This is a genomic window from Synechococcus sp. CS-1326, assembly GCF_025128115.1.
GTDB lineage: Bacteria > Cyanobacteriota > Cyanobacteriia > PCC-6307 > Cyanobiaceae > Regnicoccus.
On sequence record NZ_JAHLYV010000015.1, the window covers coordinates 74,519 to 88,812 of the forward strand.

Consider the following 14,294-nt stretch of genomic DNA (forward strand, 5'->3'; position numbering starts at 1 on the left):
TTCTCTGTTGATCGCCTCGCAGGCTGATTCGGCTTCCGTCGCGCCCAGCTTTGCCGTGTTCAGGGCCACGGCGCGGATCCGGGGCAGAGGCGCGTTGACGGCCCGGCCGAGGGCTGCGAGCTGCTCGATCGCGCTGATCAACTGGACCAGGGGCGGCAACGGAATCGCCGGCTGATTGGTGAGGGCGGTCTGTCCCGCCCGGTGGACCAGCAGGAGGCCGGTGGGCTGGCTTCCCCGGATCAGCGGAAGGGTCGCGCTGGAGCCCGGGTGGCAGAGGGAACCCTGGCCCTCCACGAACAGCAGGGTGCCAGCCCCAGCACTTCTGGAGGCAGCCAGCACCGCGGCTTCTACGGCGCCGGCGGCGAAGTCGAGCCGCACCGCATCGAGGGGCACACCGCCGCCGCTGATCAGGATGCCCGCCTGTCCGGTGCCGACAAAGCGGGCATCGAGGCCCTGTCGCTGCGCCGCCGCGGTCAACTCCAGGCAGGCGCTCATCTTGCCCACCGCCATGTCGGTGCCCACCGCCAGGAACCGTTCGCCTGGCAGGGTCGCCGCCCGGGCGGCTGCGACCACCAGGCCGGCGGGCTCCTGACGCAGATCCCAGATCCACTGGCCAGGCCTGAGCAGCGCTGCCAGCTCCGGGTCGTGGCCCAGCCGGGTGTGCAGGCCACTGGCCAGATCAAGCCCCGCTGCCAGGGCGGCCACGAGATCGGCGCGCAACCCCGCCGGCAGGCGCCCGCCGGATGGAGCCAGTCCAACCACGGCCACCTGTGGTGCATAGGGCAGGGCTGCCTGCAGATCAGCCACGACGGGGACCGCACGTCTGATCCCGGTGACCGCCTCCAGGTCGGAGCCGGCCCAGGCCGGATCCACCACCGCCACGATCGGACCGGACCGGTAGCGCAGCATCGCCAGACCGGTCTTGCCGGAGAGGCTGTCGAGTCCGCCGTGCAGCAGCAGCACCACCGGGGCGCTGGCGCTCAGCATGGTTTCGCCGCCACCACCCCCAGACCGGGGCGAGGCGAGGGGTGCAACAGGTCCCCGGAGCGAACCGGACCCTCGAACGGGTCGTCGCGCAGATTGAGGTGGCTGTCGAGATCCGGCCAGCGCACCAGCGGCAGCAACTGGGCCGCGGCACCGTTGAGCAGCGCGCTGTCGGAGTAGCAGCCCAGCATCAGATCCAGTCCCAGCCGACGGGCCGTACGGGCCATCACCAGGGCTTCGCTGAGCCCGCCACTCTTGAGCAACTTGAGGTTCACACCATCGACATGCGGCGCCAGCCGCAGCAGGTCGGCCAGGTCCCAGCAGCTCTCGTCGGCCACCAGGGCGATCGGGCAGTGCAGATCGAGGGCGGCGAACCCGGCGGTGTCGGCCTCGGCATCGGCCAGGGCCGGCAGGGGCTGCTCCACCAGCACCACCCCCTGATCGGCCAGCCAGGGAATCAGCCCCTGGGCGGTGGCCAGATCCCAGCCCCCGTTGGCATCCACCTGGAGTTCCGCCTGCCCCGCCGCGGGTTCAGCCGCCAGGGCCGTCGCCACGGCCCGCACGAGTGCCCGGTCATGGTCGGGGCCGTCGGGACTGCCCAGCTTGAGCTTCACCCGGCTGGGGCGCAGGCCCAGCTGCTGGCTCCACCGCTCCAGCCTGGCCAGCACCTGCTCCGCCGAACCCAGCCCGAGGGTGACACTGGTGGCGCTGCAGGCCTGGGGATCAAGCCCCCAGAGCTGCCAGAGCGGCAGGCCGAGCCGCTTGCCCCACCAATCGCTGAGCGCCAGATCAAGGCCGCAGCGGGCCGGCGGTGAAAGCAAGGCCAGCACAGGTTCAAGGGCCTGGAGATTGGAAGGGTTCCAGGTGGTTGGATCGGAATCGGTGCCCTGATCAAGCAGGGGGAACACGGCTTCCAGTTCTCGCTCCAGCCTGTCGGTGCTGAAGCGGCGGTGGCCGGTATCGAAGCCGCCGGTTTCGCCCTGGCCCACCACACCTTCATGTTCCACCTCCACCAGCAGTCGCTCCACGCTCGTGGTGGTGCCACGGCTGATTGCCAGGGGCACCAGCTTGGTGAGCGAAAATCGACGCAGGCGCCCTTGCATTCCCCCAGTTTCAGCCATGAATGACACTGGAGGGATGACATCCACCCTGGCAAGCCGGGGCAGCTACTGGATCACCACCTTCGGCTGCCAGATGAACAAGGCCGATTCCGAGCGCATGGCCGGAATCCTCGAAGGCATGGGCTACGCCCAGGGCAGCGATGAGCACACGGCCGATCTGGTGCTCTACAACACCTGCACGATCCGCGACAACGCCGAGCAGAAGGTGTACAGCTACCTGGGCCGTCAGGCCCAGCGCAAGCGGCTCAATCCCCAGCTCACCCTGGTGGTGGCGGGGTGCGTGGCTCAGCAGGAAGGGGCGAGCCTGCTTCGCCGGGTGCCCGAGCTGGATCTGGTGATGGGTCCCCAGCACGCCAACCGGCTGGGCACCCTGCTGGAGCAGGTGGAGAGCGGCCAGCAGGTGGTGGCCACCGACGACCACCACATCCTCGAAGACATCACCACCGCCCGCCGCGACAGTGCCGTGTGTGGCTGGGTCAACGTGATCTACGGCTGCAACGAGCGCTGCACCTACTGCGTGGTGCCGGCGGTGCGGGGCGCCGAGCAGAGCCGCACCCCGCAGGCGATCCGGCTGGAGATCGAAGGGCTGGCGGCACGGGGCTTCAAGGAGATCACTCTGCTGGGCCAGAACATCGACGCCTATGGCCGCGATCTGCCCGGCATCACCCCGGCGGGCCGCCGTGAGCACACCCTCACCGACCTTCTCCACCATGTTCACGATGTGGAGGGGATCGAGCGGATCCGTTTCGCCACCAGCCATCCCCGCTACTTCACCGAGCGCCTGATCGACGCCTGCGCCGCGCTTCCGAAGGTGTGCGAGCACTTTCACATTCCGTTTCAGAGCGGCGACGACGCCGTGCTCAAGGCGATGGCGCGGGGCTACACGGTGGAGCGTTATCGGCGGATTCTCTCCCGCATCCGTGAGCGCATGCCGGATGCCTCGATCAGCGCCGATGTGATCGTGGGGTTCCCCGGCGAAACCGACGCCCAGTTCCGGGCCACCTGCGATCTGATCGAGGAGATCGGCTTCGATCTGGTCAACACCGCTGCCTACTCGCCCCGTCCGAACACGCCTGCCGCCACCTGGGGCGATCAGCTGAGCGAGGCGGTGAAGGTGGAGCGTTTACAGGAAATCAACGCCCTGGTGGAGCGCATCGCCCACAGCCGCAGCGCCCGCTATCTCGGTCGCCACGAGGAGGTGCTGGCAGAGGGCGTCAACTCCAGGGATCCTGCCCAGCTGATGGGGCGCACCCGCACCAACCGGCTCACCTTCTTCGCCGCCGCCGGCTCCGATGGTGTGGTCCATCGGCCAGGGGACCTGGTGACCGTGACGATCGAGCAGGTGCGGCCTTTCTCCCTGAGCGGTCGAGTGTCCGGCTGATCCCTGCGCCCCCTGGTCGAAGAACCGATCGCTGATACGTTTGGGCCCGATCCGGCCCAGCATCCGTTCCATGCCCATCGCTCCCCGCTGTCTTGGCCTCGTGTTCGGGGGGGCCTCAGGGGAGCATGCGGTTTCGATCCGCTCGGCGATGACTGTGGCGGGCGCCTTGCGCCGTGGGGCGAATCTTGAGCGGTATCGGCTTCGCTGCTTCTACATCGACGAACAGGGGCACTGGTGGCCCCCCGCCGTGGCTGAGGCGGTGCTGCTCAAGGGGCTGCCCGCCACGGCGGCTGAGCTGCCCGGCCTGCCGGGGCGGGCGGGATTCCAGGCCCTGCCGGAGGGGGCCAGCGAGGTGGAGGTCTGGTTTCCAGTGCTGCACGGCCCGAACGGGGAGGACGGCACCATCCAGGGCCTGTTCTCGCTGATGCAGGTGCCGTTCGTCGGGTCGGGTGTGCTGGGCTCTGCGGTGGGCATGGACAAGCAGGCGATGAAGGCGGCCTTTGCCGCCGCCGGTCTGCCCCAGGTGCCCTACGCCGCCGTGCAGTCCGCCGAACTGGACGCCGATCCGGAATCCCTGTTGGATCGGCTTGAGCAGCAGCTCGGTTACCCCTGCTTCGTGAAGCCCGCCAACCTGGGCTCCTCGGTGGGGATCAGCAAGGCCACTGACCGAGCCACGCTGTTGGCCGGGTTGGGCCAGGCTGCCGCCTTTGATCCCCGCCTGGTTGTCGAACAGGGGGTGAAGGCACGGGAGCTGGAATGCGCCGTGCGAACGCTGGGTTCGGTGCCCTCAGGCCCGTTGCAGGCGTCGGTGGTGGGTGAGATCCGATTTGAGGCGGATTGGTACGACTACGAAACGAAGTACACCGAGGGGCTCAGCAGCACCGAAATCCCGGCCCGCCTTCCGGAGCCTGTCAGCGCGGAGCTGCGGCGACTGGCGATCCTGGCCTGCCAGGCCGTGGCCGCTTCCGGCCTGGCGCGGGTGGACTTTTTTTACGATGAAACCAATGGGACAATCTGGTTGAACGAAATCAACACCCTGCCGGGTTTCACCCGTCAGAGCATGTTTCCCATGCTCTGGCAGGCCAGTGGTGTATCGCTTGAGGATCTGGTGCATCAACTGATCGTGGCGGCGGGAGAGGCTCCCGAGCAGAGGCACGGGCTGAGGCTGGTGCCATGAGTCACGGTCTGCTCTGGTTGCCGCTGCTCGTGGTGTTCGTGCTGCTCACGGCCCTCGGCTGGCTGGAGCGCCGGCGACAGCGCTTGTTCCGGAGCTGGGCGGAGGGTTCCGAACTGGCCAAGCTGGATGGCTGCGGCGCGGCGCGCCTGCAGGACGGGGTGCTGACCTGGAGCAGCTTCGAGGCGGGCCAGCTCAAGCCCCAGGGGAGCTTCGTGATCAGCAAGCTCGAGTTGCTCGAGCTGATGGCTCTAGGCTCCGGCGATGCCCCCCTCACCGAGGAAAGTCAGGGCCATTGCCGCATCAGGTTGGTCGGCAAGGGCGAACAGGTGGATCTGGCCTTCTCCGATGCCGAACGGGCCCGCCGCTGGATGCACGATCTGATGGCACGATCTCGCTGTGAGCTGTGAGTTCGCGCTCCAGGGCACCCAATCTTCAACCTCCCGGCGTTGAGCGGCGGCGTCAGCTGCGGGATCAGCGACGCAAGGAACGCCTGCGCAATGCCTGGCGGCTGCTGGTGTTTTCGGCCTGTGCCGCCGCGCTTGGCTATGGCCTGCTGCGTCAGGGCTGGAGCCTGCGCAGCCCGGCCCAGGTGGAGGTGCTAGGCAGCCAGCAGGTCAGCCGGGACCAGGTGATCCGCGCCGCCGGGCTGCGGTTTCCGGTGCTGCTGCTCAGCCTCCAGCCCAGGCAACTGCAGGACGGACTGTCCGCAACCTTGCCGGTCGAGCAGGTCCGGGTGGAGCGGCTGATGCTGCCGCCACGGCTGCGGATCGCCCTGGTGGACCGCCAGGCGGTCGCCCGGGCCGAACGACGCACGGCCACCGGTCTTGAACAGGGCTACGTGGATCGACTCGGCAACTGGATGAGCCTGGGGCAGCAGCAGGTGGCCAGGCCCCGGGACAAGCCAGCCCTGGAGGTGCGGGTGGTGGGCTGGCAGGAACGGCACCGCCAGACGTTGGTGGAGATCCTGGAGCGCCGCGGCCGGCTGGGCAGTCCGCTGCGGGAGATTCGCTTCGAGCCGAACGGCAATCTCCTGCTGATCACCCAATCCCTGGGTCAGGTTCGGCTGGGCCCGCCGGACGCTCTGCTGGCTCGACGACTGGATGTGCTTCAGCACCTTTCCAGCCAGCTTCCCGCCCAGCTCAAGGGGCGTTCATTCCGGTCCGTTGATCTGAGCGATCCCGACCAGCCGGAGCTGGGGCAGGCTCCAGGCGCCACAGCCCAGACAAGCTCGGCATCAGGCGACGGTGCGGATTAAAGTCATTTGAAAAAATGGCCGGGTTTCATGGCTCCTGCTGGTCAACAGGGAGCGTTGATGCGGAAACACAAGGCCAGCGAACGCTCGTAATCATGAAACAATCATCTGGACAAAAGTGTCCTCTGAACAGATTGGTGCCAGCCAATCACCGACATAATGCAGCCCATCGTGAACGGAAGAGGGTTCTTCGTGGAGACTGCATCTCACGCCACCGCGACCATTCCCCCCGCTGATTCCAACCCCCTCTCCGTGACCACCCCCCTCCCTTCCCCAAGCAGCAACGGAATCGTCCCCAGCCAGTCCGCCCGGATCGAGGTGATCGGCGTCGGCGGGGGAGGCAGCAATGCGGTCAACCGCATGATCGCCTCCGACCTCGAGGGTGTGGGCTACAGGGTTCTCAACACCGATGCCCAGGCGCTGCTCCAGTCGGCGTCCCAGAAGCGGGTGCAGCTCGGTCAGAAGCTCACCCGGGGTCTCGGTGCCGGCGGCAATCCGATGATCGGCCAGAAAGCGGCGGAAGAATCCCGCCCTGAGCTGCTCGCTGCCCTTGAGGGCGCCGACCTCGTTTTCATCGCTGCCGGCATGGGGGGCGGCACCGGCACCGGAGCGGCTCCGATCCTTGCCGAGGTGGCCAAGGAATGTGGTGCCCTCACGGTAGGAATTGTCACCAAGCCCTTCAGCTTCGAGGGCCGCAAGCGGCAGAAGCAGGCCGAGGAGGGAATCGCCCGCCTGGCCGAGCACGTGGACACCTTGATCGTGATTCCCAACGACCGGCTCCGCGACGCAATCGCCGGTGCTCCCCTGCAGGAGGCCTTCCGTGCCGCCGACGACGTGCTTCGCCAGGGGGTGAAGGGCATCAGCGACATCATCACCAAGCCTGGTCTGGTCAACGTCGACTTCGCCGATGTGCGCTCGGTGATGACCATGGCCGGCACGGCCCTGCTCGGCATCGGCGTGGGCTCCGGCCGCTCCCGTGCCACCGAAGCGGCCCAGGCCGCCATGAGCAGCCCGTTGCTGGAGTCGGGCCGGATCGACGGCGCCAAGGGTTGCGTGATCAACGTCTGCGGCGGCAAGGACATGACCCTTGAAGACGTGGGCAACGCCGCCGACGTGATCTACGACATGGTTGATCCCGACGCCAACATCATCGTCGGGGCTGTGGTGGACGAAAAGCTGGAGGGCGAGATCCACGTCACCGTGATCGCCACCGGCTTCGAGAGCGGCATCGCTTACCGCCACGATCAGCAGGTCCCCAGCTTCACCAGTCCCCAGACCCCGCCAAGCCAGCCTGGCGACGACCATCGTGGCGCCAAGATTCCACCGTTCCTGCTCAACCGTCAGAATCGTCCTGCCAGCGACAGCTGAACGACCTGACCTGTTGACTGGAACTCAGGGTTTCCACTCACAGTCTCCACTCTGAGCGTGTCCTGTGAGTGGAGCGGTTGCGATCAAGGGGGTGACCCGGAGTCGACGCCTGCCTGGAGCATCCCGTGTGGCTGCCCCCTTCCGGTTCTGACCAGATTTGGGCGTCCCGGCCGCATCGGTCCGAGTCGGGTCGATAGTAGCAATCATCCACCGCTCCTCCCTGCTGTGCCCCTGCGTCCCGGTGATCTCATCGATCGCAAGAGCTCGGGCCTGCCGATCCGGATGCTGACCGCCTGGGACGCCCTTTCGGCAGCCTGGGTCGAGGAGGCGGGCGTCGAGGCGGTGCTGGTCGGTGACTCCCTGGCCATGGTCGTCCTGGGCCATCCCACCACCCTGCCTGTCAGCCTCGACGAGATGATTCACCACACCCGGGCCGTGGCCAGGGGTCTGAGTCGCCCTCGCGATCAGCAACCACTGCTGATCTGTGATCTGCCCTTCCTCAGCTATCAATGCGGCGCCGAGGCGGCCGTGGCCGCGGCCGGCCGGGTGCTGAAGGAAACGGCCGCCGCCGCCGTGAAGCTCGAAGGTGGTGAGCCGGAAACACTCCTGGTGGTCGATCGGCTGGTTCGCAGTGGTATCCCCGTGATGGGTCACCTGGGCCTGACCCCCCAGTCGGTGCATCGGCTCGGCCTGCGCCGCCAGGCCAAGGATCCGATCAGTCAGGAACGGCTGCGGCGCCAGGCCCTCGATCTGGAAGCGGCCGGCTGCTTCGCCCTGGTGCTGGAGCACGTGCCCAATGGCGTGGCAGGCAGTCTGCGCCAACAGCTGGCGATCCCCGTCATCGGCATCGGTGCCGGCGACGATTGTGACGGCCAGGTGCGGGTCACCGCCGACCTGCTCGGGTTCAGCCCGCGCCAACCCCCGTTCAGTCCGCCGCTGCTGCAGGGCCGTGGTCTTGCCGTCGAGGCCCTGCGGGGCTGGCTGCAGGACCAGGCCGCCCATCCCACCAGGCCAGCAGCTCCCGCAGCACCGCATTGCTGAGGGCGAGGCCGGCCGGGTCGCTCAGGCGCCAACGGGAGCCTTCGATCAACAGCAGCCGGCGATCCAGAAAGGAATCCAGCCGTTGCCTGAGCTGTTCGAGCTCGGCCGGCCGGATGCCGTGCTCGCCCGCTAGCTGGCCCATGGCCACCCCTTCGCGGCGGCGCAGCCCCACCATCACGCGTTCGTCGAAGGGCATGGCCGACCTGGGGCCGCCCAGGTCCCCGGCCTCCCCTGCGGTTGTCAGCCATTCCGCATAGGCGGCCCGGGTGCGGGGGCGGGCCTGCCGGCTTCCGTAGGGCGCTGCGGTGGCCCCCATTCCGAATCCCCACCAACCGGCGCCGCTCCAGTAGACGCGGTTGTGGCGCGACACGTGGCCCGGCCAGGCGTAGTTGGAGATCTCATAGTGGCCGTACCCCGCCTCCCGCAGGCGTTCTGAGGTGTGTGCCATCAGGTCGGCTCCCAGGTCGGGGTCTGGCAGGGGAAGTTCGCCCCGTCGCTGGCGCCAGGCGAACACGGTGCCGGGCTCCACGATCAGGTCATAGATCGACAGGTGGGGGGCATCGAGGGCCAGGGCCTGGCCGAGCTGGTCGCTCCAGTGCTCCAGGGTTTGCCCAGGCAGGCCCTGCAGCAGGTCGAGGCTCCAGCTGCGCAGCCTGCCCCCGCGCCGCGCTTCGGCCAGCCAGGCGGCCGCCTCCAGCAGATCCTCCAGCCGGTGGCGCCGCCCAAGCCGCTCGAGCACCGGGTCATCGAAACTCTGGCCACCCAGGCTCACCCGGTTCACACCGGTGGCGAGCACCTGCTCCAGGCGCGCCTGGTCGAAGCTGGCCGGATCCATCTCCAGGCTGATCTCCGCCCCTGCCGCCAGGCCGAATCGCACGGCGAGCGCCTCCAGCAGGCCGCCGATCTGGTCAGGTGTGAGCAGGGAGGGTGTACCGCCGCCGAGATACACCGTGGAGAGGGGCGGACCGGCCGGGGCGGAGGTGATTTCCCTCTGCAGCAGCTTCAGGTAGGCCTGGATCGAGCCGGAGTGGGCGCCATCGGCCCTGTCGCCGAGCGGCACCACCGCGAAGTCGCAGTAGAAGCAGCGCCGCTGGCAGAAGGGGATGTGGAGATAGGCGCTGCGCGGAGGGGGCAGGGGCATTCCTGGTGGCTGGCTCAGGGGGGTGGCCAGATGTGGGGCTCAGAGGTGTGGATACCAGATCCAGGCAAATCGGCTGGAATCGACCATGCTGCATGGTTCGAGCCATGGTCAGCCCCCGACCAACCGATGGTGGACCCGCTGATCCTGCTGCTGTTCCTGATCTCCGGTGCCGCCACCGGCTGGCTGGGGGTGGACCTGCTTCCGGCGCGGGTGCTCGCCGAGGTCACCAATCTGGAGGGACTGCGCTGGGTTCTGGCTGGCTTCGGGGCGTTTTTCGGGCTGCTGGCCGGCTTCTTCTTTCAGCTGCTGCGCCGTCGGCTGATGCGGCAGGTGCGCTCGATGCCCACCGACCTGCTGCTCTCGAGGGCGGTGGGCCTGATTCTCGGCCTGCTGGTGGCGAACCTGCTGCTGGCGCCGATCCTGCTGCTCTCCCTGCCCCTGGAGGTGGTCTTCGTCAAACCACTGGCCGCGGTGCTCAGCAATGTGTTCTTCGGGGTATTGGGCTACAACCTGGCTGAGGTGCATGGACGCACCCTGCTGCGGCTGTTCAACCCATCCAGCACCGATGCCCTGCTGGTGGCGGAAGGGGTGCTTCAGCCCGCCACCGCCAAGATCCTCGACACCAGCGTGATCATCGATGGCCGCATCCGCGGCCTGCTGGAATCAGGGCTGCTGGAGGGGCAGGTGATCGTGGCCCAGGCGGTGATCGATGAACTCCAGCAGCTGGCCGATTCGGGCAACAACGAGAAGCGGGGCAAGGGGCGCCGTGGCCTCAATCTCCTGGCGGCGCTGCGGGAGCGCTACGGCCGTCGTCTTGTGGTCAACAGCACCCGCTACGAGGGCAACGGGGCTGACGACAAGCTGCTCAAGCTCACTGCGGATACCGGTGGCACCCTGCTGACCGCCGACTACAACCTGGCCAAGGTGGCGGAGGTCCAGGACCTCAAGGTGATGAACCTGAGTGCCCTGGTGGTCGCCCTGCGGCCGGAGGTGCAGCCGGGCGATGCTCTGCAACTCAAGATCGTGCGCGAGGGGAAGGAGGCCGATCAGGGAGTCGGCTATCTGGAGGACGGCACGATGGTGGTGGTGGAGGCGGCCCGCCGGCGGATCGGTCAGCGGCTGCCGGTCACCGTGACCGGTGCCCTGCAGACCCCGACCGGCCGCATGGTCTTCGCCCGTTGCGACCACGACGGCCCGAAGCGGGAAGCCGCCATCCAGCCCACTCCAGACCCCCGCTAGGCTGATCCCTGGCAGTGGAGCAGGTGAACGGATGTCGGTGTCGGCCCCTTACTACGGCGATTCCGCCGTGATGCGTACCCCGCCGCCGGATCTGCCGTCGCTGCTGTTGAAGGAGCGGATCGTCTACCTCGGCCTGCCTCTCTTCTCCGACGACGACGCCAAGCGCCAGATGGGCGTTGACGTGACCGAGCTGATCGTCGCCCAGATGCTCTACCTGGAGTTCGACAATCCGGAGAAGCCAATCTTTTTTTATATCAATTCCACCGGCACCAGCTGGTACACCGGCGATGCGATCGGCTTCGAAACTGAAGCCTTCGCCATCTGCGACACGATCCGTTATGTGAAGCCACCGGTGCACACGATCTGCATCGGCCAGGCGATGGGCACCGCCGCGATGATTCTCTCGGCCGGTGCCAAGGGCCATCGGGCCGCCCTGCCCCACGCCTCGATCGTGCTGCACCAGCCCCGCTCCGGTGCCCGCGGCCAGGCCAGCGACATCCAGATCCGGGCCCAGGAGGTGCTTCAGAACAAGCGCACCATGCTGGAGATGCTGTCTGAGAACACCGGTCGCAGTGTTGCCCAGCTCAGCAAAGACTCCGATCGGATGACCTATCTCACCCCACCGGAAGCCCTTGAATACGGATTGATCGACAGAATCCTCACCAGCCAGAAGGTGCCCCCCCTGGCCCTGGCCGGGGCGGCCTGACCGCCTGACTCAGCCTTCCACTCTTCCCAAACCACCACTTCCGCACCATGCCCATCGGCACCCCCAGCGTTCCCTACCGCTTGCCTGGCAGCCAGTACGAGCGCTGGGTGGACATCTACACCCGGCTGGGCGTGGAGCGGATTCTCTTCCTTGGCCAGGAGGTCAACGATGGGATCGCCAACAGTCTGGTGGCCCAGATGCTCTACCTCGACTCTGACGACAGCAGCAAGCCGATCTACCTGTACATCAACTCCCCGGGCGGCTCGGTCACGGCGGGCCTGGCGATCTTCGACACGATCCAGTACGTCAAGTCGGAGGTGGTGACGATCTGTGTGGGCCTGGCGGCCAGCATGGGCGCTTTTCTGCTGGCGGCCGGCACCAAAGGCAAGCGCGTGGCCCTGCCCCACAGTCGGATCATGATCCACCAACCCCTGGGGGGAACCAGCCAGCGCCAGGCCAGCGATATCGAGATCGAAGCGCGGGAGATCCTGCGCATGAAGGACATGCTCAATCAGTCCCTGGCCGACATGTGCGGGCAAAGCCTGGAGAAGGTGACCAAGGACACGGATCGTGATTATTTCCTCAGTGCTGCCGAGGCCAAGGAGTACGGCCTGATCGACCGGGTCATCGCCCATCCCAGTGAAGCCACGGCCTGAGAGGCTCCCGGCCCGGCGCTCCGCTTCCGCCGGGTATCGGCTGCCGCTTGCGTAAGCTCGGGCCCTGCTCCTTGCCCCAGCCCCAGCCCGGATGGCCCAGCTCTTCTACGACTCCGACGCCGACCTCAGCCTTCTGAACGGCAAGACGGTGGCCATCATCGGCTACGGCAGCCAGGGCCATGCCCACGCCCTCAACCTCAAGGACAGCGGCGTCAACGTGGTGGTGGGCCTCTACGAAGGCAGCCGATCCGCCGAGAAGGCCAGGGTGGATGGCGTGGAGGTGCTGAGCGTGGCCGAGGCCTGTGCCAAGGCCGACTGGATCATGGTGCTGCTTCCCGATGAAACCCAGAAGTCGGTCTACGAAGCTGAGATCGCGCCCCATCTGAGCGCCGGCAAGGTGCTGAGTTTTGCCCATGGCTTCAACATCCGTTTCGGCCTGATCGTGCCCCCGGCCGATGTGGACGTGGTGATGATCGCGCCGAAGGGCCCAGGACACACGGTGCGCTGGGAGTACCAGAACGGCCAGGGAGTGCCCGCCCTGTTCGCGATCGAGCAGGATGCCAGCGGCAACGCCCGCGGCCTGGCGATGGCCTACGCCAAGGCGATCGGCGGCACCCGGGCCGGCATTCTTGAAACCAACTTCAAGGAAGAGGCCGAAACCGACCTGTTCGGTGAACAGGCCGTGCTCTGCGGTGGCCTGAGCGAGCTGGTGAAAGCGGGCTTCGAAACCCTCGTGGAGGCGGGTTATCAACCCGAGCTGGCCTACTTCGAGTGCCTGCACGAGGTGAAGCTGATCGTGGATCTGATGGTGAAGGGTGGCCTCACCGCCATGCGCGATTCTATCTCCAACACCGCCGAATACGGCGACTATGTGAGCGGCCCGCGCCTGATCACCGCCGACACCAAGGCGGAGATGAAGCGCATCCTCGCCGACATTCAGGACGGCACCTTCGCCCGTAACTTCGTTGCGGAGTGCGAGGCCGGCAAGCCGGCGATGGCCGAGGCCCGTCAGCGGGATTCCCAGCATCCGATCGAGCAGGTCGGCAAGGGCCTGCGCTCCATGTTCAGTTGGCTGAAGACCTCCTGATCGCGAGGCGGTAGCGGTGCGCAGGGGCCTGCTTTCTCTGGCCTGGGGCAGCGCCCAGGCTGGCGCCAGCCTCACCCTGGCCTCCAGCGCCTGGCTGGTCAGCGGCCTCAGTCCGTCACCCCTGGTCAACAGCCTGCTTCCCGTCTTCGGCACGGCGGCCAGCCTGCTGCCCCTGCCCCAGCACCCCCTGCTCGGCAGCCTGGTGCAGATGGCGGCCACCCTTGTGCTGGTGGGAGTCGGGCTGGCGGCCCCTGTCCCTGCCGGGCTGGATGGGGGCGGCAGCGCCAACCTCTGGCTGCTGATCCTGGCCCTGCTGGCCGTGCTGCTGTTCGGCCTGGGGCTGCAGATCGCCCAGTTTCCTCTGCAGCGCTATCTGGTGGGCCACCAGGGGGTTTCGATGCGGCGGCTTCGCTCCGGCTCCGATCTGGGAGCCCTGTTGGGTCATCTGCTAACCGGCCTGCTGTTCCCGATCGGCAAGGCGGTTCTGCAGTTCTCCCAGGCCCTTGTGCTGCTGCTGCCGCTGCTGCCCGCGGCGCTGCAATCCGGCCAGGCCAGGCCAGCCAGAGCGGAGCCCTCGGCGCCTGATCTGGCCCTGGCCTCCCCTGAGCAGGGGTTGAACTGGCGCTGCTGTCTGCAGGGCGTTCTGTTCGGCAGCCTGTTCAGCCTGCTGCCGCTCTGGGTGCGCCAGCAGGGGGCCGGCAACTGCTTCGATTTCGGCATGCTGCTCACCGCCTATGGGCTGGGCAGGCTGCTGTCGGCCTCCTGGCCAGTTCTGTCCCTGCCTTTCCCCGGTGCCGGGGTAGGGCGCTACCTGTTGCTCTCCGGCCTGCTGGCGGCCACCCAGTGGCTGCCCGGCTGGAGCTCGCTGGCCCTGTTCCTGCCGATGGGGGCCCTGGCCGGCTCCAGTGATGCCCGGCTGGCGGCCTCCCTGGCCCATCTGGCTGACGAGCCGCTGCGCTGGCAGACCCTGGAGCGCTCCAGCGTCGTGGGTGCCCTGGTCGGCAGTCTGGTGATGGGCAGCCTGGCCCAGTGGCTCGGACTGCCCCTGGCGCTGCCGCTTCAGGTGGTGGCCTTTCTGGCCGCCGCGCTGCCCCTGGCGATCCGGGGGGCTGCCCGTCCAGCTTCTTGATCAATCTGAGCG

The 14,294-nt window shown here is 67.5% G+C and carries 13 protein-coding genes, 1 other RNA gene and 1 pseudogene; 11 read left to right on the forward strand and 4 right to left on the reverse strand.

What is annotated here, in order from left to right; all coding sequences use genetic code 11:
• Positions 1-21: 21 nt before the first annotated feature.
• Both KQ307_RS05350 and KQ307_RS05355 read right to left on the reverse strand, forming a co-directional pair.
• Positions 22-987, reverse strand: a pseudogene (locus KQ307_RS05350) (DUF1611 domain-containing protein); the annotation flags it as partial.
• On the reverse strand, positions 981-2,087 hold the full coding sequence (locus KQ307_RS05355; RefSeq protein WP_259702970.1) for a dipeptide epimerase: 1,107 nt from the start codon (positions 2,085-2,087) through the stop codon (positions 981-983). The gene KQ307_RS05355 and the pseudogene KQ307_RS05350, both read right to left, overlap by 7 nt.
• Before the next feature lie 34 nt (positions 2,088-2,121).
• Here KQ307_RS05355 and miaB point away from each other — a divergent pair, with 34 nt between their 5' ends.
• The 5 genes from miaB (at position 2,122) to ftsZ (ending at position 7,283) form a co-directional block, all read left to right on the forward strand.
• Positions 2,122-3,486, forward strand: coding sequence for a tRNA (N6-isopentenyl adenosine(37)-C2)-methylthiotransferase MiaB (miaB, locus tag KQ307_RS05360; RefSeq protein WP_259727220.1), 1,365 nt, complete (start codon positions 2,122-2,124; stop codon positions 3,484-3,486).
• A gap of 70 nt (positions 3,487-3,556) precedes the next feature.
• Positions 3,557-4,663, forward strand: a complete 1,107-nt coding sequence (locus KQ307_RS05365; protein ID WP_259727221.1) for a D-alanine--D-alanine ligase family protein — start codon at positions 3,557-3,559, stop codon at positions 4,661-4,663.
• Positions 4,660-5,070 carry a hypothetical protein gene (locus KQ307_RS05370; RefSeq protein ID WP_259702949.1) on the forward strand — a complete coding sequence of 137 codons (411 nt, stop codon included), beginning with the start codon at positions 4,660-4,662 and terminating at the stop codon, positions 5,068-5,070. Before KQ307_RS05365 ends, KQ307_RS05370 begins: the two co-directional genes overlap by 4 nt.
• Positions 5,067-5,918: a cell division protein FtsQ/DivIB gene (locus KQ307_RS05375; protein ID WP_259727222.1), complete on the forward strand. Its 852-nt coding sequence runs from the start codon at positions 5,067-5,069 to the stop codon at positions 5,916-5,918. Before KQ307_RS05370 ends, KQ307_RS05375 begins: the two co-directional genes overlap by 4 nt.
• A gap of 156 nt (positions 5,919-6,074) precedes the next feature.
• A complete protein-coding gene (gene ftsZ / locus KQ307_RS05380) occupies positions 6,075-7,283 on the forward strand; it encodes a cell division protein FtsZ (RefSeq protein WP_259727223.1) in 1,209 nt (402 codons plus the stop codon).
• Positions 7,284-7,373: 90 nt separating this feature from the next.
• On the opposite strand, the gene ffs is transcribed toward ftsZ, so the two are convergent.
• An RNA gene (ffs, locus tag KQ307_RS05385) (signal recognition particle sRNA small type) lies at positions 7,374-7,470 on the reverse strand.
• Between the two features lie 44 nt (positions 7,471-7,514).
• On the opposite strand from ffs, the gene panB reads away from it, so the two are divergent.
• The gene (gene panB, locus KQ307_RS05390) at positions 7,515-8,324 is read left to right on the forward strand and encodes a 3-methyl-2-oxobutanoate hydroxymethyltransferase (RefSeq protein ID WP_259727244.1); all 810 of its coding nucleotides are present in this window, start codon (positions 7,515-7,517) and stop codon (positions 8,322-8,324) included.
• Here panB and hemW read toward each other — a convergent pair.
• Complete coding sequence (gene hemW / locus KQ307_RS05395; RefSeq protein ID WP_259727224.1) at positions 8,209-9,465, reverse strand: radical SAM family heme chaperone HemW; 1,257 nt, start codon at positions 9,463-9,465, stop codon at positions 8,209-8,211. The two genes, panB and hemW, sit on opposite strands and share 116 nt — an antisense overlap.
• A gap of 126 nt (positions 9,466-9,591) precedes the next feature.
• On the opposite strand from hemW, the gene KQ307_RS05400 reads away from it, so the two are divergent.
• The 5 genes from KQ307_RS05400 (at position 9,592) to KQ307_RS05420 (ending at position 14,282) form a co-directional block, all read left to right on the forward strand.
• On the forward strand, positions 9,592-10,704 hold the full coding sequence (locus KQ307_RS05400; protein ID WP_259702974.1) for a PIN/TRAM domain-containing protein: 1,113 nt from the start codon (positions 9,592-9,594) through the stop codon (positions 10,702-10,704).
• Positions 10,705-10,735: 31 nt separating this feature from the next.
• Positions 10,736-11,410, forward strand: coding sequence for an ATP-dependent Clp protease proteolytic subunit (locus tag KQ307_RS05405; RefSeq protein ID WP_259702975.1), 675 nt, complete (start codon positions 10,736-10,738; stop codon positions 11,408-11,410).
• A gap of 47 nt (positions 11,411-11,457) precedes the next feature.
• Positions 11,458-12,066 carry an ATP-dependent Clp protease proteolytic subunit gene (locus tag KQ307_RS05410; protein WP_259702976.1) on the forward strand — a complete coding sequence of 203 codons (609 nt, stop codon included), beginning with the start codon at positions 11,458-11,460 and terminating at the stop codon, positions 12,064-12,066.
• Between the two features lie 91 nt (positions 12,067-12,157).
• On the forward strand, positions 12,158-13,153 hold the full coding sequence (gene ilvC, locus KQ307_RS05415) for a ketol-acid reductoisomerase (RefSeq protein WP_259702977.1): 996 nt from the start codon (positions 12,158-12,160) through the stop codon (positions 13,151-13,153).
• 16 nt (positions 13,154-13,169) lie between these two features.
• Positions 13,170-14,282, forward strand: coding sequence for a hypothetical protein (locus KQ307_RS05420; RefSeq protein WP_259727225.1), 1,113 nt, complete (start codon positions 13,170-13,172; stop codon positions 14,280-14,282).
• Positions 14,283-14,294 lie beyond the last annotated feature (12 nt).